General features: G+C 35.2%; 14 protein-coding genes. 3 read left to right on the top strand and 11 right to left on the bottom strand.

From position 1 onward, the window contains the following. The 9 genes from E1750_RS02895 to E1750_RS02850 form a co-directional block, all read right to left on the bottom strand. Entirely contained in the window at nucleotides 1–1,005 is a 1,005-nt protein-coding gene (locus tag E1750_RS02895; RefSeq protein ID WP_133275320.1) for a type II toxin-antitoxin system antitoxin SocA domain-containing protein, read from the bottom strand. A gap of 104 nt (nucleotides 1,006–1,109) precedes the next feature. Next, nucleotides 1,110–1,460: a toxin gene (locus tag E1750_RS02890; RefSeq protein ID WP_133275319.1), complete on the bottom strand. Its 351-nt coding sequence runs from the start codon at nucleotides 1,458–1,460 to the stop codon at nucleotides 1,110–1,112. 192 nt (nucleotides 1,461–1,652) lie between these two features. Continuing rightward, nucleotides 1,653–2,324 carry a hypothetical protein gene (locus tag E1750_RS02885; protein ID WP_133275318.1) on the bottom strand — a complete coding sequence of 224 codons (672 nt, stop codon included), beginning with the start codon at nucleotides 2,322–2,324 and terminating at the stop codon, nucleotides 1,653–1,655. Between the two features lie 9 nt (nucleotides 2,325–2,333). After that, on the bottom strand, nucleotides 2,334–3,416 hold the full coding sequence (locus E1750_RS17875) for a restriction endonuclease subunit S (RefSeq protein WP_227873946.1): 1,083 nt from the start codon (nucleotides 3,414–3,416) through the stop codon (nucleotides 2,334–2,336). Between the two features lie 17 nt (nucleotides 3,417–3,433). Continuing rightward, nucleotides 3,434–5,398, bottom strand: a complete 1,965-nt coding sequence (locus tag E1750_RS02870; protein ID WP_227873945.1) for an AAA family ATPase — start codon at nucleotides 5,396–5,398, stop codon at nucleotides 3,434–3,436. Then, on the bottom strand, nucleotides 5,376–5,894 hold the full coding sequence (locus E1750_RS02865) for an ABC-three component system middle component 5 (RefSeq protein ID WP_133275317.1): 519 nt from the start codon (nucleotides 5,892–5,894) through the stop codon (nucleotides 5,376–5,378). Before E1750_RS02865 ends, E1750_RS02870 begins: the two co-directional genes overlap by 23 nt. Next, on the bottom strand, nucleotides 5,881–6,459 hold the full coding sequence (locus tag E1750_RS02860) for an ABC-three component system protein (RefSeq protein WP_133275316.1): 579 nt from the start codon (nucleotides 6,457–6,459) through the stop codon (nucleotides 5,881–5,883). Before E1750_RS02860 ends, E1750_RS02865 begins: the two co-directional genes overlap by 14 nt. Continuing rightward, nucleotides 6,459–6,821, bottom strand: a complete 363-nt coding sequence (locus E1750_RS02855) for a hypothetical protein (protein WP_133275315.1) — start codon at nucleotides 6,819–6,821, stop codon at nucleotides 6,459–6,461. The genes E1750_RS02860 and E1750_RS02855 overlap by 1 nt, the downstream gene beginning before the upstream one ends. A gap of 56 nt (nucleotides 6,822–6,877) precedes the next feature. Further along, nucleotides 6,878–9,664: a type I restriction endonuclease subunit R gene (locus E1750_RS02850; protein ID WP_133275314.1), complete on the bottom strand. Its 2,787-nt coding sequence runs from the start codon at nucleotides 9,662–9,664 to the stop codon at nucleotides 6,878–6,880. Between the two features lie 399 nt (nucleotides 9,665–10,063). Between E1750_RS02850 and E1750_RS02845 the strand changes: the two genes are divergently transcribed. Further along, nucleotides 10,064–10,447: an HU family DNA-binding protein gene (locus tag E1750_RS02845; RefSeq protein WP_133275313.1), complete on the top strand. Its 384-nt coding sequence runs from the start codon at nucleotides 10,064–10,066 to the stop codon at nucleotides 10,445–10,447. 6 nt (nucleotides 10,448–10,453) lie between these two features. Here the strand turns inward: E1750_RS02845 and mnmE are convergent, their stop codons facing one another. Then, a complete protein-coding gene (gene mnmE, locus E1750_RS02840) occupies nucleotides 10,454–11,848 on the bottom strand; it encodes a tRNA uridine-5-carboxymethylaminomethyl(34) synthesis GTPase MnmE (RefSeq protein WP_133278064.1) in 1,395 nt (464 codons plus the stop codon). Nucleotides 11,849–12,144: 296 nt separating this feature from the next. On the opposite strand from mnmE, the gene E1750_RS02835 reads away from it, so the two are divergent. Together E1750_RS02835 and E1750_RS02830 are read left to right on the top strand one after the other, a co-directional pair. Then, nucleotides 12,145–13,917, top strand: coding sequence for a MutS-related protein (locus tag E1750_RS02835; protein ID WP_133275312.1), 1,773 nt, complete (start codon nucleotides 12,145–12,147; stop codon nucleotides 13,915–13,917). 545 nt (nucleotides 13,918–14,462) lie between these two features. Beyond that, nucleotides 14,463–15,293: a universal stress protein gene (locus E1750_RS02830; protein WP_133275311.1), complete on the top strand. Its 831-nt coding sequence runs from the start codon at nucleotides 14,463–14,465 to the stop codon at nucleotides 15,291–15,293. 244 nt (nucleotides 15,294–15,537) lie between these two features. On the opposite strand, the gene dnaN is transcribed toward E1750_RS02830, so the two are convergent. Next, on the bottom strand, nucleotides 15,538–16,656 hold the full coding sequence (dnaN, locus tag E1750_RS02820) for a DNA polymerase III subunit beta (protein WP_133275310.1): 1,119 nt from the start codon (nucleotides 16,654–16,656) through the stop codon (nucleotides 15,538–15,540). Nucleotides 16,657–16,659: the final 3 nt, after the last annotated feature.

Below are 16,659 nucleotides of genomic sequence, written 5' to 3'. Positions count from 1 at the left end.
TTATATTTGACTTAATTCAAAAGCATATTCATAACTGATGATGCTTTTATTTTGTTCATTCTTTTGCCACCCTTTTTCTAAATGACTCAACTCAATAATATCATTAGTGCTCGTAGTTTTAAAGGCTGTGGAAACTTTATTTAAAACAGCTAATTCATATTCTGAAAAAAGGCTGGCGTTGAAAGGTCTGTCTTTTCTGGATTGAAACTGCTCACCAGTATTGCCATCGGGGAATTTAGTGTAACACACATCAATTACATCTTGATTCGCCAAATATTCAAAAATACTATGAAAGTTATGCGGAACAGGTCCCATATTGATGGCGTTATAACGAACGCCACTTATAGAAAAACAACTTTGTTTAAACATCAAAAAATCAGCATAAAACAACAGTTTGTTCATTTTGGTTTTAAAGGGCTGAACAGTATCAGAAAAATAAACGACCATTTCGGCAAATTTCTCAAAATTAGGGTTTCTATAGCCCGAATAAATATCAGCCAAATGCTTACCTAGTAAATAATCTTTAAGATTGACATTAAAACTATTTCTGTTTTGTGCCTCTATTAAATGTTGGGTAGTTTTAAGATATTTGGCCTTACTCTTTTCATCAGTGGAATCCCAGAGCTGAATCATTTCAATAAATTTCTTAGGATCACTCGCCATCTGAATCAAACGGGCGTTCGAAGTATTGGGCATTTCTCCTGCTTCATACTGACGATAACTATGAGTGCCAAAACCCAGTATGGCCGACATCTTAGAAGCAGAAATGTCATACTGCGTTCTAATCTTTATGATTTCATCAGGAAACGGGATATTAAATTTATCGCGGTATTGATTATACACCTGATTGATATTCAACTCATCCAAGGCCGTGGTTGTAAATTGCTCTTGGCTGGCTTCGCATTTATAAAAATGAAATACAACCGGAAAATCTTCTTTTCTAAAAGTGATTGTCCTTTTTTCTTTAGACAATAGCATTTCTTTTCCTGTAAAGGGACTTTTCATATATGTAAATTTTTATTTTTCATTGGTCATATATGGTATCGCCTTTTTACTTATTGGTGTTTGTTTGCAACAAACTCGTTGTTAGTGGCGATTTCATACGCTGTTTATTTTAATGGATAAGACATTTTGTGCTCTGCCAAATGAAAAGAGATGCAAATAACAGCACTTCCTGGAGCACCCATAGTAATTTTAATATAGATTTCTCTTTTCTTTACTATTTTTCCAAATACCCACATTGCCGAACCGCCATATAACTTTTCTTCAACGGGACCTTCACTATAGTCCAATGCTTCTAAGGACTCTAAAACTTTCTTTCGCTCGATGGGACGAAGTTCTAAACTAGTCAATGTAGTGGTGTTTTTTCCTCGGTCATCTCTAAAAAGGACATCCCAAATAGACATTTTAAATTTAAAATCTTTTAAAAATCGGGCTACCGTTTCTGTAGTTGTTGGCATAGCTTTGCGATTGCAAAATTAATATATTATTTCAGATATACTACTTTATAGTTAGTTTTTTTATATTTTTTAATCAAGTATTTTACTTTATAGTTTTGGTTTGTAATAACTCCCCACTAAACGCCTTCTTCAAGATACTCTGTATTAATGCCTCAGTCCGTAATAAAGTTTGAGCAATACTTTTGTTTACTATTACTCACTTTTATTAATAATATCAAATGGTCTAGCTATAAAATACTCCATATCAAAAGGGTTTTGAAATCCTCTATTCTTATAATAGTTAAATAATTGGTATTGTGATTTTTCAAAATCTAATTCCATTTTTGGATATTCCATTTTTCTATTCCAATCACTCCAATTTTCTTCCTTTTCGTTCTTAATTGCAATATCATGCTGCATTGGGAATGCTTTCAAAACCCATAATCCACAAGAGGAATAAAACCGCTCCATCAAATTATTGATTATTTTTTCACCCAAACCGATGCCTCTGTATTTTGCGATTATTTCTAATGTTTCTAGAAAAAAGACATCATAATTGTCGAGTGGATGATAGTCAAAATAGGTGTCAATTTTATCCCAAAAGTCTTTGTCCTCGTCCCATTCAAATAAGACTCCTGACATTTGGCAAATAGAATGTGTAGCATCCATAACATCACTTAGTGGAAACCCACAATCCATTGCCAAAGAAAAAAGGATTTGACTAATTTTCCCTTTTCCTACTTGCTCCTGTAAATGTCCTGTTTCGTCTGTAAGATATACTTCAAAGTCTATCTCATTGACAAATTCTGTTGGATCTTCTCCAACGGGGTAATCTTTTAAAAAGCTTGAAAATGAATATTTTATTGTAAAATCCTGTTCTTCCATAACTGTATTTTATTTAACCAACTCCCCACTAAATGCCTTTTTCAATATACTCTGCCGCAAAGCCTCAGCTTGCAATAAACTTTGCCCAATACTTTCCTCCATTTTATCCGCGACACTCAAACGACTTTCGATTTCTTGAACGATGCGGTGTTGTTCTGTGTTTTGAGGAACTGGAATATCAATAGATAAAATATCGCTTTTTGCTAAACTCGGTATTGTTGTACTTTTATCTAATTTTTTAAAATTAAAACCTGAACAGAAGTAGAATAATAATTTACTATCATAATTCTCATTTGTACATAAACCAAAAGCAGTATCTACATTCCAAAATTTGGTAGTAACATAAAGAGGACTATTTATATTACCTTTTCTACCAACGATTGTTGTATTCTCATCACATATATATTCATCAGCATAGCCAAATATTCCACTACTCCCATATATTGGGTATTTTCCTTGTGGGTTAATCACTTTCGATTGATTTTTACCACCTTTAATTTCACAAATATCCTTAATTTTTTTCCATTCCCATCGCTTCGGTAACTCCCCATTCTTTACTTTTTTATTGGTCAATTTCCCTTCAAAAGCATATTTCAGCACACTTTGTCTATAGGTTTTAAGCTGTTGTTGTGAAGTTTTTAAATCCTCGATTCCTTTGTCTAACTCGCTAAAAAGCTCTTCTATTTTGGAAACGATGAGAGTTTGGGTTTCTAGTGGTGGAATTGGAAGTTCAATGGAAAGTAAATCCCCTTTAGAAAGACTTGGAATTGTGGTACTCTTGTCTAATTCTTTAAAATTAAAGCCTAAACAGAAATAATATAAGAATTTACTATTTAAAGTTTCTTTTACACAAAGACCAAAAGCTGTATCAACATTCCAAAACTTTGTAGTTACATAAATAGGACTATTAATTGTTCCTTTCCGTCCAATTATTGTTGTATTTTCATCACAAATATATTCATCAGCATAACCAAATATTCCACTACTTCCATAAATTGGATATTTACCATTTGGATTAATTACTTTTTTTTGGTTTTTGCCACTCTTTATTTCACAGACTTCTCCAAGTGGTTTGATTTGCCATTTTTTCATTTAGCCTAGGTAGTTGATTAAATTAAGTTTATATTTTTTAAACTTGGATTTTCTTTAGTGTAGTATTCACCTACAACTAGATCACTATTATTTAATTCATTTGTTATATATGAAGTAGTATAAATCATTTGAAAACTATTTTGATTGTATTCGCTTACTCTATCTATTAGTAGCTTTTGTAGATTTTGAGCTCTCAATACTTCAATACCTTTATCTTCCATATTATCTGCGAAAATAAATCTTGGAAATCTCATTTTATCAACAGCTAATGATGCTAAAAAAATAGCAAAGCGTCCAGTAACTTTCAAATAAAAATTAGAACTTGCTGAAAATTTTTGATATACTTTTTGAATTTCTGAATTTTTGCTTCTTAAATAAACTAAATTATTTGAAAAATCTATTATAAAATCATTAGCATTTTTAAATTCATCTTGTCTATCTAAATCATTATTTAATAAATAAAGACCTTCTTTTTTTATTGATTCTTTAATAACTTCTTTTAATTTTGTTTGTTCTCCTTCAGTCTTGTTAATATACCAATATAGATAGCCAATTTCTTTTTTTAATTCCTCTTTTCTTTTAACTAATTTTTCATATTTTTCTGCATTTTCAAGCATAGTCCTATATTGTAAGATCTCACCTTCAATAAATCCTTTTTGACTATTTAAATTGTCTACAGTTTCTTCATTAAAAGATTTTACATCCTCTAGAGAAGAATTTACTTGTTTTTGTAAATCATGTAATTTACCCAATTCTGAAGTGTATTTTGATTCTAAATCAATCAAATTACGTTTATTTAGTTCTAGTAATTTTTGTGATTCGTTAATTTGGAAACTTATTTCTAACTCCATTCTTCTAGCTTGTACAACACCAAACGATCCGTCAATTGGTTCTTTGCATAATTTGCAATTTGTATTGTCTTTGTTATGTGTTATCTTAGTGAGGCAATCAGGGCAATATTCTAAAGGTAAATTACCCAAAAACTCTCTAGTGTGAATGGAATTTTTTAGAGCTTTTATCTTTTTGTTTAATGTTTCAACAAAATATGCAGAGTCTTCAATTTCATTATTTAAAAATGATATCTGTTCATCTAAATCCAATACTACTTTTCTTTGAAGAATCGATTCTTCAGTTAGTTTTTGAAATGACAATTTCGAATCTTCTCTATAATTTAACTTTTTATTCTTACTTCTAATTGATACAATTTCATCTTGAATAGCTGATATTTCTTTTTCTTTATTCTCGATAGAGGTAATTAAGTGGCCAGGATTTAATGATAATGGATCTGAAAAAAAATGCGAAGTTGCTTTTATTTCGCTCTTAATGCCTTCAAATTCTTTTTCAGCTGATATTAAACGTTTTTTATTTTCATATAATTCTTCATTATATACACCAAGTAATAAATCGGATACAGTTTCTCTTGTTAATTGACTATCAAAATGTTCATAGTAGAATAGTGAACTAGTTGGTGAATCTTGGTCTATATAAAGCAAACGTAAAATTTGGTGGAATGTAATGTTATTATCCCCTTTAACAATCGGTAAACCTAGATTGTCGAATAAAACATTTGAAAAACTTTTTCTAGTATCTGTTGTATTATATCCAAATTTTTGCCAAGTTTTTTCAATAGGAGGGCTAAAACTTTCATCCATATTTCCCCAATAAAAATAAATTGGTGTTTGAGTAGAAATATTTTCTTGTTCATCTTTTATAATTTCTCTCTTTATGGTATAAATTTCATTGTTCATTTCTATTTCAGCAATGACTAATGAACATTTTCTCGCCTCTGGAACAAAATCATTAAAAGCTCCACCTAAAACATAAAAAATGAAATGTGTTATAGTTGATTTCCCACTACTATTGTCCCCTCTAATTATATTAACTCCTTTGTGAAAAATTTCATCATAAGCAATTTTGTTATTTTCAGTTATGATTTGAAGTCTATTTATGAACAGATTATTACGCATCGTATTTACTTTCAATTAAGTTTGTTCTATTTTTTAAGCCATCAGTACCAAATAATGATACTTGATTAAAATGAGCTGTCATTAATGCAATTACATTTTTTTCTTTTGGAGTTAATTCCTGAAATTTATTAACAAAATCAACAAGTATTTCTTTATTAATAATTAAAATTCTTTGTTGATTTAATAAGGCTTTATCGATTATACCATAAGATGCAATGCAATTTAAAGCTGATAATTGAAAGGGTTTTATTTTTTCAAAAATCTTTCTATTTCCAGTGATTCTCTCATATGGATTATTCGAATCTTTAATAAATTCTTTTCTTATCTTTCTTATATCTGTCTCATTCTGTTTGAGCCTAATGTTATGAATCTCGCTTGGGAAAAGCAAATAAAAGTCCCAAATTCTAACTCTTTCTATTTCTAAAACATCATTTTTTTCAAATTTGTTTAAAAAATGTAGTAACCTAAAAATTGTATGATATAAGTCTAAAGCTTGATTATATACTATCATAATTTTTCCAATTTAAATGACATTGACCAGTTAAATAATAAACCATTCCAAAAATATCATCAGCATTATAATTCAAAACTTCGTCATTTTCCCCTTCTAAATTTATTAAATCAAGTACTGGTTCTACTACTTTTAAAACCAATTCTCTCATAATCTCATGCTTTGCGGAATTATTATTAATTAATGGTAAGACAAAAGTTTCAAAATTCATTTTTATTTTTGCAAAAAGCTGACTATCTATCCATTGTGCAGATTCGTAAAATTTATTTAACTCTAATCTTTTTGCAAATCTTTCCTTCTTTTTCATTGCCTCAATTACTTCTGGTTCTTTAAAACCTCCATCTTTAAGTTTAGTTGGAGCATCGATTCCATCTAGTCTTGTAAGGTAGTATTTTAATGATTCCATGATACCTTCATATCTTTCATCACTAACGACCTCCTGATTTAATTTTTCAAATCTTTTGGCAAACCTAGTCTGTTTAGTTAAATAGATTGGTGCCTGATTTTCACCAATATTTAATTGATTATGGATTTGATTTTCATTATTATCTACATTTTGCCTCATTACATTTGAATATTTCCATTATTATGTTGAATATTAATTTGTTTTTCAATATTTCCATTATTATTTATATTCTGTTGATAATATGCATTTAACTGTTTTTCACCTTTTTCAACGGCTGTTTGAAGTTCTATTTTAAAATCAATATCTTTTTCAATTTCTTCAGATAAAAGATTTATCAATTTGTCTTTTTCTTCTTGTTGTGTAATGTCAATAGCAAGTACACTTTCATCTTTTTTAGTGAATGGCTTTTTGATTAAATTCCAAATTTCTTCTCCAATTCCTTCAGCTATTTTTTCACCTGATTTAATTAAATAAGGTGTTGCTAATGTTATAGCAGATGTAATTAATGTTATTGGTTCCATTTTTTTAATTTTTAAATATTACTCTAATGTTTATTTTTTATAATTTATGAATTAAGTTACGCTGCTAACACTTCATTTAATTCATTAATAATCACATCTGTTTCTTCTCCAAACAACTGCCACATTTTGCTCAAACCGCCTTCGGCATTAAAAGGGCTCAAATCAAAATCGTCTCGGTCTATATGAAAACTGTTGGCTACATAGTCCTTCATCATGCGCAACCACTGCATTTGGGCTTCGGTAAAGGCATTGTGTTGCCCGGCATTTTTCTTAAAAATCCAATCCTGAAAATTCTTGTCCACTGTTTTGTCATAAGCCGTCAAAGTAGTATCAATACCACTTACACGACGTATCAAGGAAACCAAGGCAATCAGTTCACTTTTGGTAGAACCGTTAGTTTTTTCCAATTGTTCATAAGCACGCCAAACGGTCAAGGGAGCCAATAAGGGTTTATCGGTTTTTAGTTTTTCGCTTAGGTCTTTGATCATTTTGTAGGTAAAAGTGCGATGGCGGTAGTCCTGTGCATAGAAAATTTGCAAAGCCGTAATTTCGTCTTTGTGGCTTTCTATCCAGTTTTTAAAATCGGTTATGGTAGTGGTGGCTGCCTCGTCTTGGTCTTTGACCCAACCAATTTTGGTAATCGTGTCCAAATTGACCACATCAATAATCTGGTCGTACTGCTTGCGAATATCCACAATAAAATCCCGCAATTCAGGATTGTGAAAAACTTCAACAGCATCTTCTATTATCTTTTGTTTTTCCTTTTCAATTTCGGCTTCAATGGCAATAGGAGGCATTCCTGCCATCTTACCTCTAACTTCTAACCTCGTACTTTCCAATGCATCTGGATCGTAGGCGTGTAGCAATTGTTTCACAATATGATGAATCGTAAAACCATTGGCTTGTTCGGCAAATTTCAATTTATCTTTCTCAGAAAGTTGGCGTTCCAAACGAATCAAACGATTGGCAAGCGTGGTCAACATATCTTCGGAGGTGTTTCCCAAAGCGATATTGGTCAACACATCTTTTAACGAAACACCAGGTGCTTTTTCCAAAGGTCGGCTATCGGTTTTCTGTGAATTCTCGACCCCAATGGCATCAATAATCACAAAATGGTCTTTGCTGAATCGGGCAGAAGGAGTTCCTTTAGCTCTCAATTCTTCCACAGAACAAGTTCGAGTGCCACGCCCTTTCATCTGTTCGTAGTACGAACGGCTTTTCACATCGCGCATAAACAACAAAACTTCGAGCGGTCGAATGTCAGTTCCCGTAGCAATCATATCTACAGTAACAGCAATACGAGGGTAATAATCATTTCGAAACTGCTGCAAGACCGATTTAGGGTCTTCGTCACTTTTATAGGTTATCTTTTTACAAAATTTATTTTCTTCGCCAAATTCCTCTCGTACCATTTCGATAATATCTTCGGCATGCGAATCGGTTTTGGCAAAGATCAATAGTTTAGGCACTTCAAAAACGCCCTTTTCATCCAAACGATCGGGGAACATAGCGGGCAAATTCTCTTTCACCGCTCGGATAATGGTGCGAATGGTACTCGGGTTTACAATGTCATTATCCAATTGTTTCCCACTATACACTTCATCTTCATCCAAAGATTCCCAGAATTTCTTGCGGGTAAGGCGTTTGCGTTTATCTACTTTTTCACCCAGTTTAATGACACTGCCTTCTTTGGTAATTTGGGTTTCAACGGTAAACACATTGTAGGGAACCAAAACACCATCAATCACGGCTTTTTCATACCCATAATCGCAAACCAGGTTTTGGTTGAAATAACCAAAGGTTCTATTATCAGGAGTTGCGGTTAATCCGATTTGAAACACATCAAAATAGTCTAAAACTTGTTTCCACAAATTGTAAATACTGCGATGGCATTCGTCAATAACGATGAAATCAAAGAATTCTATAGGCACTTTCTCATTATAGCCAACAGGAACTGCCGTTTTAACTTCAAAAGTTTGTTCATTGGGGTTTTCTTCTTCGGCACTTTCATCCAATTCCGTTTCCTTTAAAATGGAATACATCCTTTGAATCGTACTGATATACACCTGACTATCATTGGGAATAAAGGAACTACTCAATCGTGTCACTCCATACAATTCCGTAAATAAACGATTGTCTTCACTGGCAGTATAGGAACGAAATTCACCTTCGGCTTGTTCGCCCAAGTTTTTGGTATCGACCAAAAAGAGAATGCGTTTGGCTTTGGCATATTTTAGCAAACGATAGACAAAGGAAATCGCGGTAAAGGTTTTGCCGGAACCCGTCGCCATCTGAATCAGGGCTTTTGGTTTTTGCTCTTTGAAAGACTGCTCTAAATTCGTAATGGCTGTAATTTGGCAATCCCGCAAACCATCAACAGGCAAAGCAGGAATATCATGCAAACGTGCTCGCATCGTTTTGGTTTCCCTTGACCATTGCATAAAAGTTTCTGGACGATGAAACGTAAATACATTGCGAGAACGGGGTTTAGGATCTCTATAATCGGTAAAGCGAGTGACTTCGCCAGTGCTTTCATACACAAACGGCAAAGGATCGTTATTTAATAATCGGAGTTTGGCATTAGCATACTGAGAAGATTGTTCTTCGACAGAAGTTAAATGAACCCCTTCCTCTTCACGTTTGGCTTCAATAATACCAACGGCTTTTTTATCGACAAACAACACATAATCCGCTGGCCCAATATCAGTTTGGAATTCCCTTATAGCAATTCCCAACCCAGCCGCAAGATTGAATTTCTTCTTATCTTGTATAAGCCACCCACAAGCTAAAAGTTGCTTGTCAATGTGATCTCTGGCAATTTGTTCGGGGTTTTGGTTAAGCATAAAATTAACAGCGAATTTTATTTGGGTTAAAGATAAAAAAAATGTGGTTCACAATAAATATATTTATAAATAAAATTCTTTCAAAAGCAATAGTACGGCATATTTCAAACATAATTTTACGGCTTTCCTCATTCTGCCTTATTTTTTCAAAAAAATAAAATCTCACTAATGATCTGCCGCATCGAGCCTGCCATCCCCAGACTTGAAGTCGCTATAACCGCCTACTAACTAAAGTTTGGAAAGCTCTTGTTTAGCATGTGAAACTACCGCGGTTGTTTTATTTAAACTACCGCCGTAGGTTGTGAAAACTACCGTGGTAGTTTTGTTAGTTCAGCAGTTTTATTCCCTATCTTTGTCAATAACAAAAAACAAAATTGTGAACTCTAATCTAGTTTAAGTATGGCCATACCATTTACACCCTCAGGAAAAACCAATCCTAACGATGCTTCGGCACCAATGAAATATTATCCACGCGCCTGCAACTATGGCGAAATTGATTTAGAAGAGTTGGCAGAGCAAGTTTCTTTCAGTTGTTCAGCGACTCCAGCCGATTGTTATTTAGTCATAATGAGTTTGGTGGAAGAGGTTTCCAATTCATTAGAAAAAGGAAAAATTGTGCGTTTAGGAAATTTGGGCTCGTTTCAAGTGAGTATCAAAGGGAGTAGTAGTGATACGCCAGAATCCGTTAGGTCACAAAATGTGACCAGTTCCTCGATTCTTTTTCGCCCTGGTAAAAAATTGAAAACGATGTTGAAACGATTGGTTTTTGTGCCTAAAAAGTAAATAGCACTATTTCCCGATACAAAAGTTAGCAAATATATTTCCAAGTAGCTCATCATTAGTTACTTGACCCGTAATCAGCCCAAAATGGTACAATGCTTCGCGAATATCGAGTGCCATCAAGTCGCTCGAGAGGTTGGTTTCCAATCCAAACTTCACTTTCTGGATTTCGTCTAAGGCTTTCAGTAAAGAATCGTAATGTCTTGTATTGGTGATAATTGTTTCGTTATTCCGTAGCGCACCCGTATTCACAAACGAGAGCAGCTGGTTTTTGAGTTGGTCAACGCCAATGTTCTGTTTAGCGGAAATTAAGTTCAGATTGCTGATTTCAGATTTCAGATTACCAGCTTCTTTTTCAGAAAGCAAATCCGATTTATTTCCAACAACAAGTAAGGGTTTCAAAGGAAACTGATTCTTGATTTTTTCAATTTCAATTTGATTCATTTGTAAACTGCCGTCTGCCGACTGCAAACTGCTATCTAATAAATAAATCACCACCTGTGCTTGTTCTATTTTCTCGAACGTCTTGCGAATACCGATACTTTCGACGTGATCCTCTGTTTCCCGAATTCCGGCAGTATCAATAAATCGGAATCCGATGCCACCAATTACCAATTCGTCTTCAATCGTGTCCCGAGTCGTTCCGGCAATGTGAGAAACGATGGCGCGTTCTTCGTTGAGCAAAGCGTTCAATAGCGTCGATTTTCCTACATTGGGTTCACCCACAATCGCCACGGGAATCCCGTTTTTGATGACATTCCCTACCGCAAACGAATCGATGAGGCGTTTCAGCACCAACTCAATCCGGTTCAGTAGTTCGTGAAATTGACTTCGGTCGGCAAATTCTACATCTTCCTCGGCAAAGTCCAATTCGAGTTCAATCAGGGAAGCAAAGTTCAATAACTCTTCGCGCAGTTTGGCAATCTCGTTCGAAAAACCACCGCGCATTTGCTGCATCGCGATTTGGTGCGAGGCTTCATTATCCGAAGAGATTAAGTCGGCAACGGCTTCGGCTTGGGATAAATCGAGTTTGCCGTTCAAAAATGCCCGTAAGGTAAATTCACCAGGATCGGCCATTCGGCAACCCTTGCGAAGCAACAACTGAATAATTTGCTGTTGGATATAGGTAGAACCGTGACAGGAAATCTCGATGGTATTTTCGCCGGTATAGGAGTTCGGCCCTTTGAAAATGGAAACCAAAACTTCGTCTAGGGTTTTGTTCTGATCTACAATATGGCCTAAATGCAGGGTATGCGATTTTTGTTTCGTCAAATCCTTGCCTTTAATCGATTGAAAAACAGCATTGCCAATGCTAATGGCTTCCTCTCCAGAAATCCGAATGATGGCAATGGCTCCAGCTCCTGAGGGTGTGGCAAGCGCCACTATAGAATCGTTGTTCAGCATAGTATTTGTTCTTGTTGGCAAAGGTACTAAATCTGTTGAAGTTTCTGTTTTAAAATTTGTCAAAGCGAGACACCTGCATTAAAATTTTCAGCCACAAATTGCACTAATCAACACAAATCTTAATGAATAATAAAATTGAATGGCACAATTTCTGAACGTTGAAGGAATTTGTGTAATTTAAAAAGTTTGTAATTCGTGTTATTCGTGAAATTCGTGGCTGCTTTTTTAGCGATTGACTTGCTTGTAAGTGTGAACTTATACCGCTCAATCCCTATATTTGTCCTTTATTAAAAAAAATGGAAGCCTACCAATCAAGAAGCCTAAAATATTCGCAGGAATTAACCAAAACCAAAACCCAATACAATACCATCAGTTTGCTGCGCTTAGCGAGTATTCTGCTCTTTTTAATTTTAGGCTATTACTATCTTAAAGAAAGTAAAATGTGGTTTTTAGGGCTTTCGATTTTCTTTTTGATTGCTTTTTTCCTCCTGATGCGATGGCACACTAAGTTGCAATTCCAACTAAAAATGGGGGAGGCCTTACGCTCCATCAATACCAACGAAATAGCCTATCTGGAAAACAACCAACTTCCTTTCGAAAAAGGCGAGGAGTTTATCGATTTCCATCATCCTTATGCCTATGATTTGGATGTTTTTGGCAACCATTCGTTGTTTCAGAATATCAATCGAACCGCGACTTATATTGGTAAGAAAACCTTAGCTCAACAATGCGTCCGATTGCTGCCGAATGAGGAAATCCTTCGCAATCAGGATGCCATAAAGGAATTGTCTGGCCAATTAGATTGGCGTCAGGAGTTTTTGGCTTTGGCCAAAATAAGTCAGGACAGCCAACAAGCCTACGAAACGATATTGAAATGGAGTACCTACAACAGCAAACCGTTATCGAAAATAAGTGTGGGGGTTTCAATGCTGTCGCCCCTCCTTTTTGTGGGTTTTGCCGTCGCCTATTGGAGTACATCGAATATGGTTTACTTAAATGTTTTGAGCTTTATTTTCGTATTTAATTTGGCTTTTTTAGGTCGGTTTATGAAACGAATGCAACTCGAAATGGCGCATTCCACGAATATTGACACCATCATTTCGCACTATGGATTATTGCTGCAAAAGATAGAAAAAGAAGACTTCAAAGCCGAGAAACTAATCGATTTACAAAAACAATTGATATATCAAAACGAAACGGCCAGTGTGCATCTAAAACAGTTAGCCAGTTTGTTTTCGAGTATGGACACCATTCAGAATTTGATTACCGGTGTGCTATTCAACGGAACCTTTTTATTCAATTTACATATTTTTAAGGCCTTAATCTTGTGGAAAAACCAACACGCAGCTGCACTTGAAGAGTGGTTGGCGGTAATGGGCGAATTTGAAATGCTCAACAGTTTGGCAAATGTTTCTTATAACAATCCCGACTTTGTTTTCCCAGAATTGAATACCAAGTATGAAATCTCGTTCTCGAATTTGAGCCATCCTTTGCTTTCTAAAAAAAATAGGGTCGGCAATGACATCGATTTTCAACCCCAATCTTTTATGATTCTAACGGGTTCCAATATGTCGGGCAAGAGTACTTTTCTGCGAAGTTTAGGCATCAATATGGTGCTGACGGGAATGGGAGCAGCGGTTTGTGCTACGAAAGCCAATGTGCATCCAATGCCCGTTTTAGTGTCGATGCGCTTGTCGGATTCTTTGTCGGATAGCGAGTCCTATTTCTTTGCCGAAATCAAGCGTCTGAAACAAATTAGGGACGAACTCGATCACCGACCTGCTTTTGTTTTACTAGACGAAATCTTAAGAGGCACCAATTCCGATGACAAGCGAAGCGGCACGATTGAAGTCATCAAAAAAGTAATTGCCAAAAACGCCCTAGGAGCGATTGCCACCCACGACATAGAAGTGTGCCTAACCACCAAAGAATTCCCTGATAGCTTAATCAATAAATGCTTTGAAGTTGAAATTAGAGACAACGACCTGCATTTTGACTTCATCTTACGTGATGGCATTTGTAAAAACAAGAGCGCCACTTTCTTGATGAAGAAAATGGGGGTTATTTAGGTTCTGTTGAAAACCTCTAAAACACACTTAATAAACACTATTTTGTCATTCCGTAGGAATCTCTTCAAGTATCTCCGTATTCAAAAGCACCAATTTTTTATTGATTTTATTTAGACGCTTCGCTTGACTATAGTAAATCATAGCTATGTGAACCCAAGAGCCGAGTACCGATTATTATTGGGACGAACAGGCGCAGTAATTGGGCTATCCAACTCTTTTTTTCTATGATACTAGCCTGCACTGAGCGAAGACGAAGTGCGTTTCAATTTTACTATTTCTATAAATTAATAATTGCATTAAATAGTGGGGATTTAAACCCTTAACCGATTAACCAGTTAACCAGTTAACCGATTAACCAAATAACGATTAACCGCTTAACCATAAACCACAAACTACAAACCATAAACCACAAACCACAAACCATAAACCACAAACCCCAAACAATTAACCAATTAAAATAATCATAAACATCTCATAATTAGTATTGTTAATTTATTTTTTATGTTTATCTTTAAGGTATAAAATCACTTTAAATTCATAAAAAAATGAAAAAGATTTTGTTTCCCACCGATTTTTCCGAAGCAGCTACTAATGCCTTTGTGCACGCTTTGGAGTTTGCAAAAATGGTGAATGGCGAACTCATTTTATTGCATACGTTTGAACTGCCCATTTACGACAATCAGTTTGTGCCGGTAAATTATAATTTGGTTTTTGATTCGCTGCAATTGACTGAATTTGATATGTTTAAAGACGAAATTCCAAAACTTCACGCTATTGCCGAAGCGCGGCATCTCGATCATATCAAGATGACCCACCGTTTGATGGATGGAAGTTTGCTTTTCAATATTAAAAAAGCAATCAAAGAAGATAAAATTGATTTTATTGTAATGGGAACCTCTGGCGCCACTGGTTGGGAAGCTTTCTTCTTGGGAACCAATACCGGCAATGTTTTGGCGGCAGTGGATGTGCCCGTTTTGAGTGTACCATCAGAATCAAAATTCACCAAAATTGAAACCATTGGATTCACCACTCGGTATCGAGATAAAGACAAAAAAGCACTCAAAGAGGTATTGAAAATTGCCAAAAAAACACACGCCAAAATAAACTGCTTATACGTTCGCACTGAAAAGTCTGATGTCTCACCATCGACTATTAAACAATGGGAAGAAGAATTTGTGGGCGAACCGATTCAGTTTTCTGTAATTCCTAGTGATGATGTGCAAGATACCATTGCCGACTTTATTTTATTCAAAGGCATCGACGTCTTGGCAATGCTCACCTACAAAAGAAACTTTTTCGTGGAATTGTTCCGACCCAGTTTGACTCAGAAATTTTCGAATAAACTGCATATTCCTGTTTTGGCTATGCACGAATAAAAAAAAGCCCCAATTTCACTGAAATTGGGGCTTTTCAAATATAAAATGGTTTGGTTAGTTATCTATAAAAATAGCTCGAAAACGATCAAGATTAAAATCTGCAATCTGCAATCTTCAACCTGCAATCTTCAATCTGCAATCTTCAACCTGCAATCTTCAATCTTCAATCTTTAATCTGCAACCTTCGACCTGCAATCTTCAATCTTCAATCTTCAACCTGCAATCTTCAATCTTCAACCTGCAATTAATTATTCAGCATTACAGGCATAACGAGCATCGTCACTGTTTCGCCATCTTCTAAGCCATCAATTGGAGTTAGGATTCCCGCTCTGTTAGGCAATGACATTTCCAGCATAATCATATCCGATTGTAAGTTGGTTAGCATTTCGGTCAAGAAACGAGAGTTGTACCCGATTTGCATATCGTCCCCTTGATAATCACAAGTCAAACGCTCTTCGGCTTTGTTGGAGTAATCAATATCTTCGGCAGAAATATTCAATTCGGCACCCGCAATTTTCAAACGGATTTGGTGGGTAGTTTTGTTCGAGAAAATCGCAACACGACGAACAGAATTCAAAAACTGTGTTCTATCAATCATCAATTTATTTGGATTTTCTTTTGGAATCACCGCTTCATAGTTTGGATATTTTCCGTCAATCAAACGACACAATAAAATATAATTATCGAAAGAGAAAGTCGCATTCGAATCGTTGTATTCTATTTTTACTTCAGCATCAGAAGCGCCTAAAATATTTTTAAGAATAGTCAAAGGTTTCTTTGGCATAATGAAATCGGCCACTTCGGAAGCTACCACATCAGTACGAGCGTATTTTACCAATTTATGAGCGTCCGTAGCTACGAATATCAATCCTTGCGGAGAAAACTGGAAGAAAACACCCGACATTACAGGGCGTAAATCATCGTTTCCTGCAGCAAATATGGTTTTGCTGATGGCGGTAGCCAACACATCGGCAGGTACTAAAGTTACTGAAGGTTCCTCTAGGTTTACTGATTTTGGGAACTCTTCTCCCGGAGCATAGGCCAAGGCATATTTCCCAGAATTGGAACTGATTTCGATCGTACTATTTTCTTCAACAGTGAAAGTCAAAGGTTGTTCAGGAAAAGTTTTTAGGATTTCCAAAAGCAATTTGGCAGGAACGGCAACGCTCCCTTTGCTGGTGGAATCGATGTCTAAAGTGGCCGACATCGTGGTCTCTAAATCGGAAGCCGAAACGGTCAAAGTGTTGTGGTCCAATTCAAAAAGAAAGTTGTCCAAAATAGGCAATGTATTGCTACTGTTGATTACATTTCCTAAAACCTGTAATTGTTTTAATAAGTACGAACTCGATACTATAAATTTCATCTC

This window comes from Flavobacterium nackdongense (assembly GCF_004355225.1).
GTDB classification, from domain to species: Bacteria; Bacteroidota; Bacteroidia; order Flavobacteriales; family Flavobacteriaceae; genus Flavobacterium; species Flavobacterium nackdongense.
This window is presented reverse-complemented; position numbering and strand designations above follow the sequence as displayed.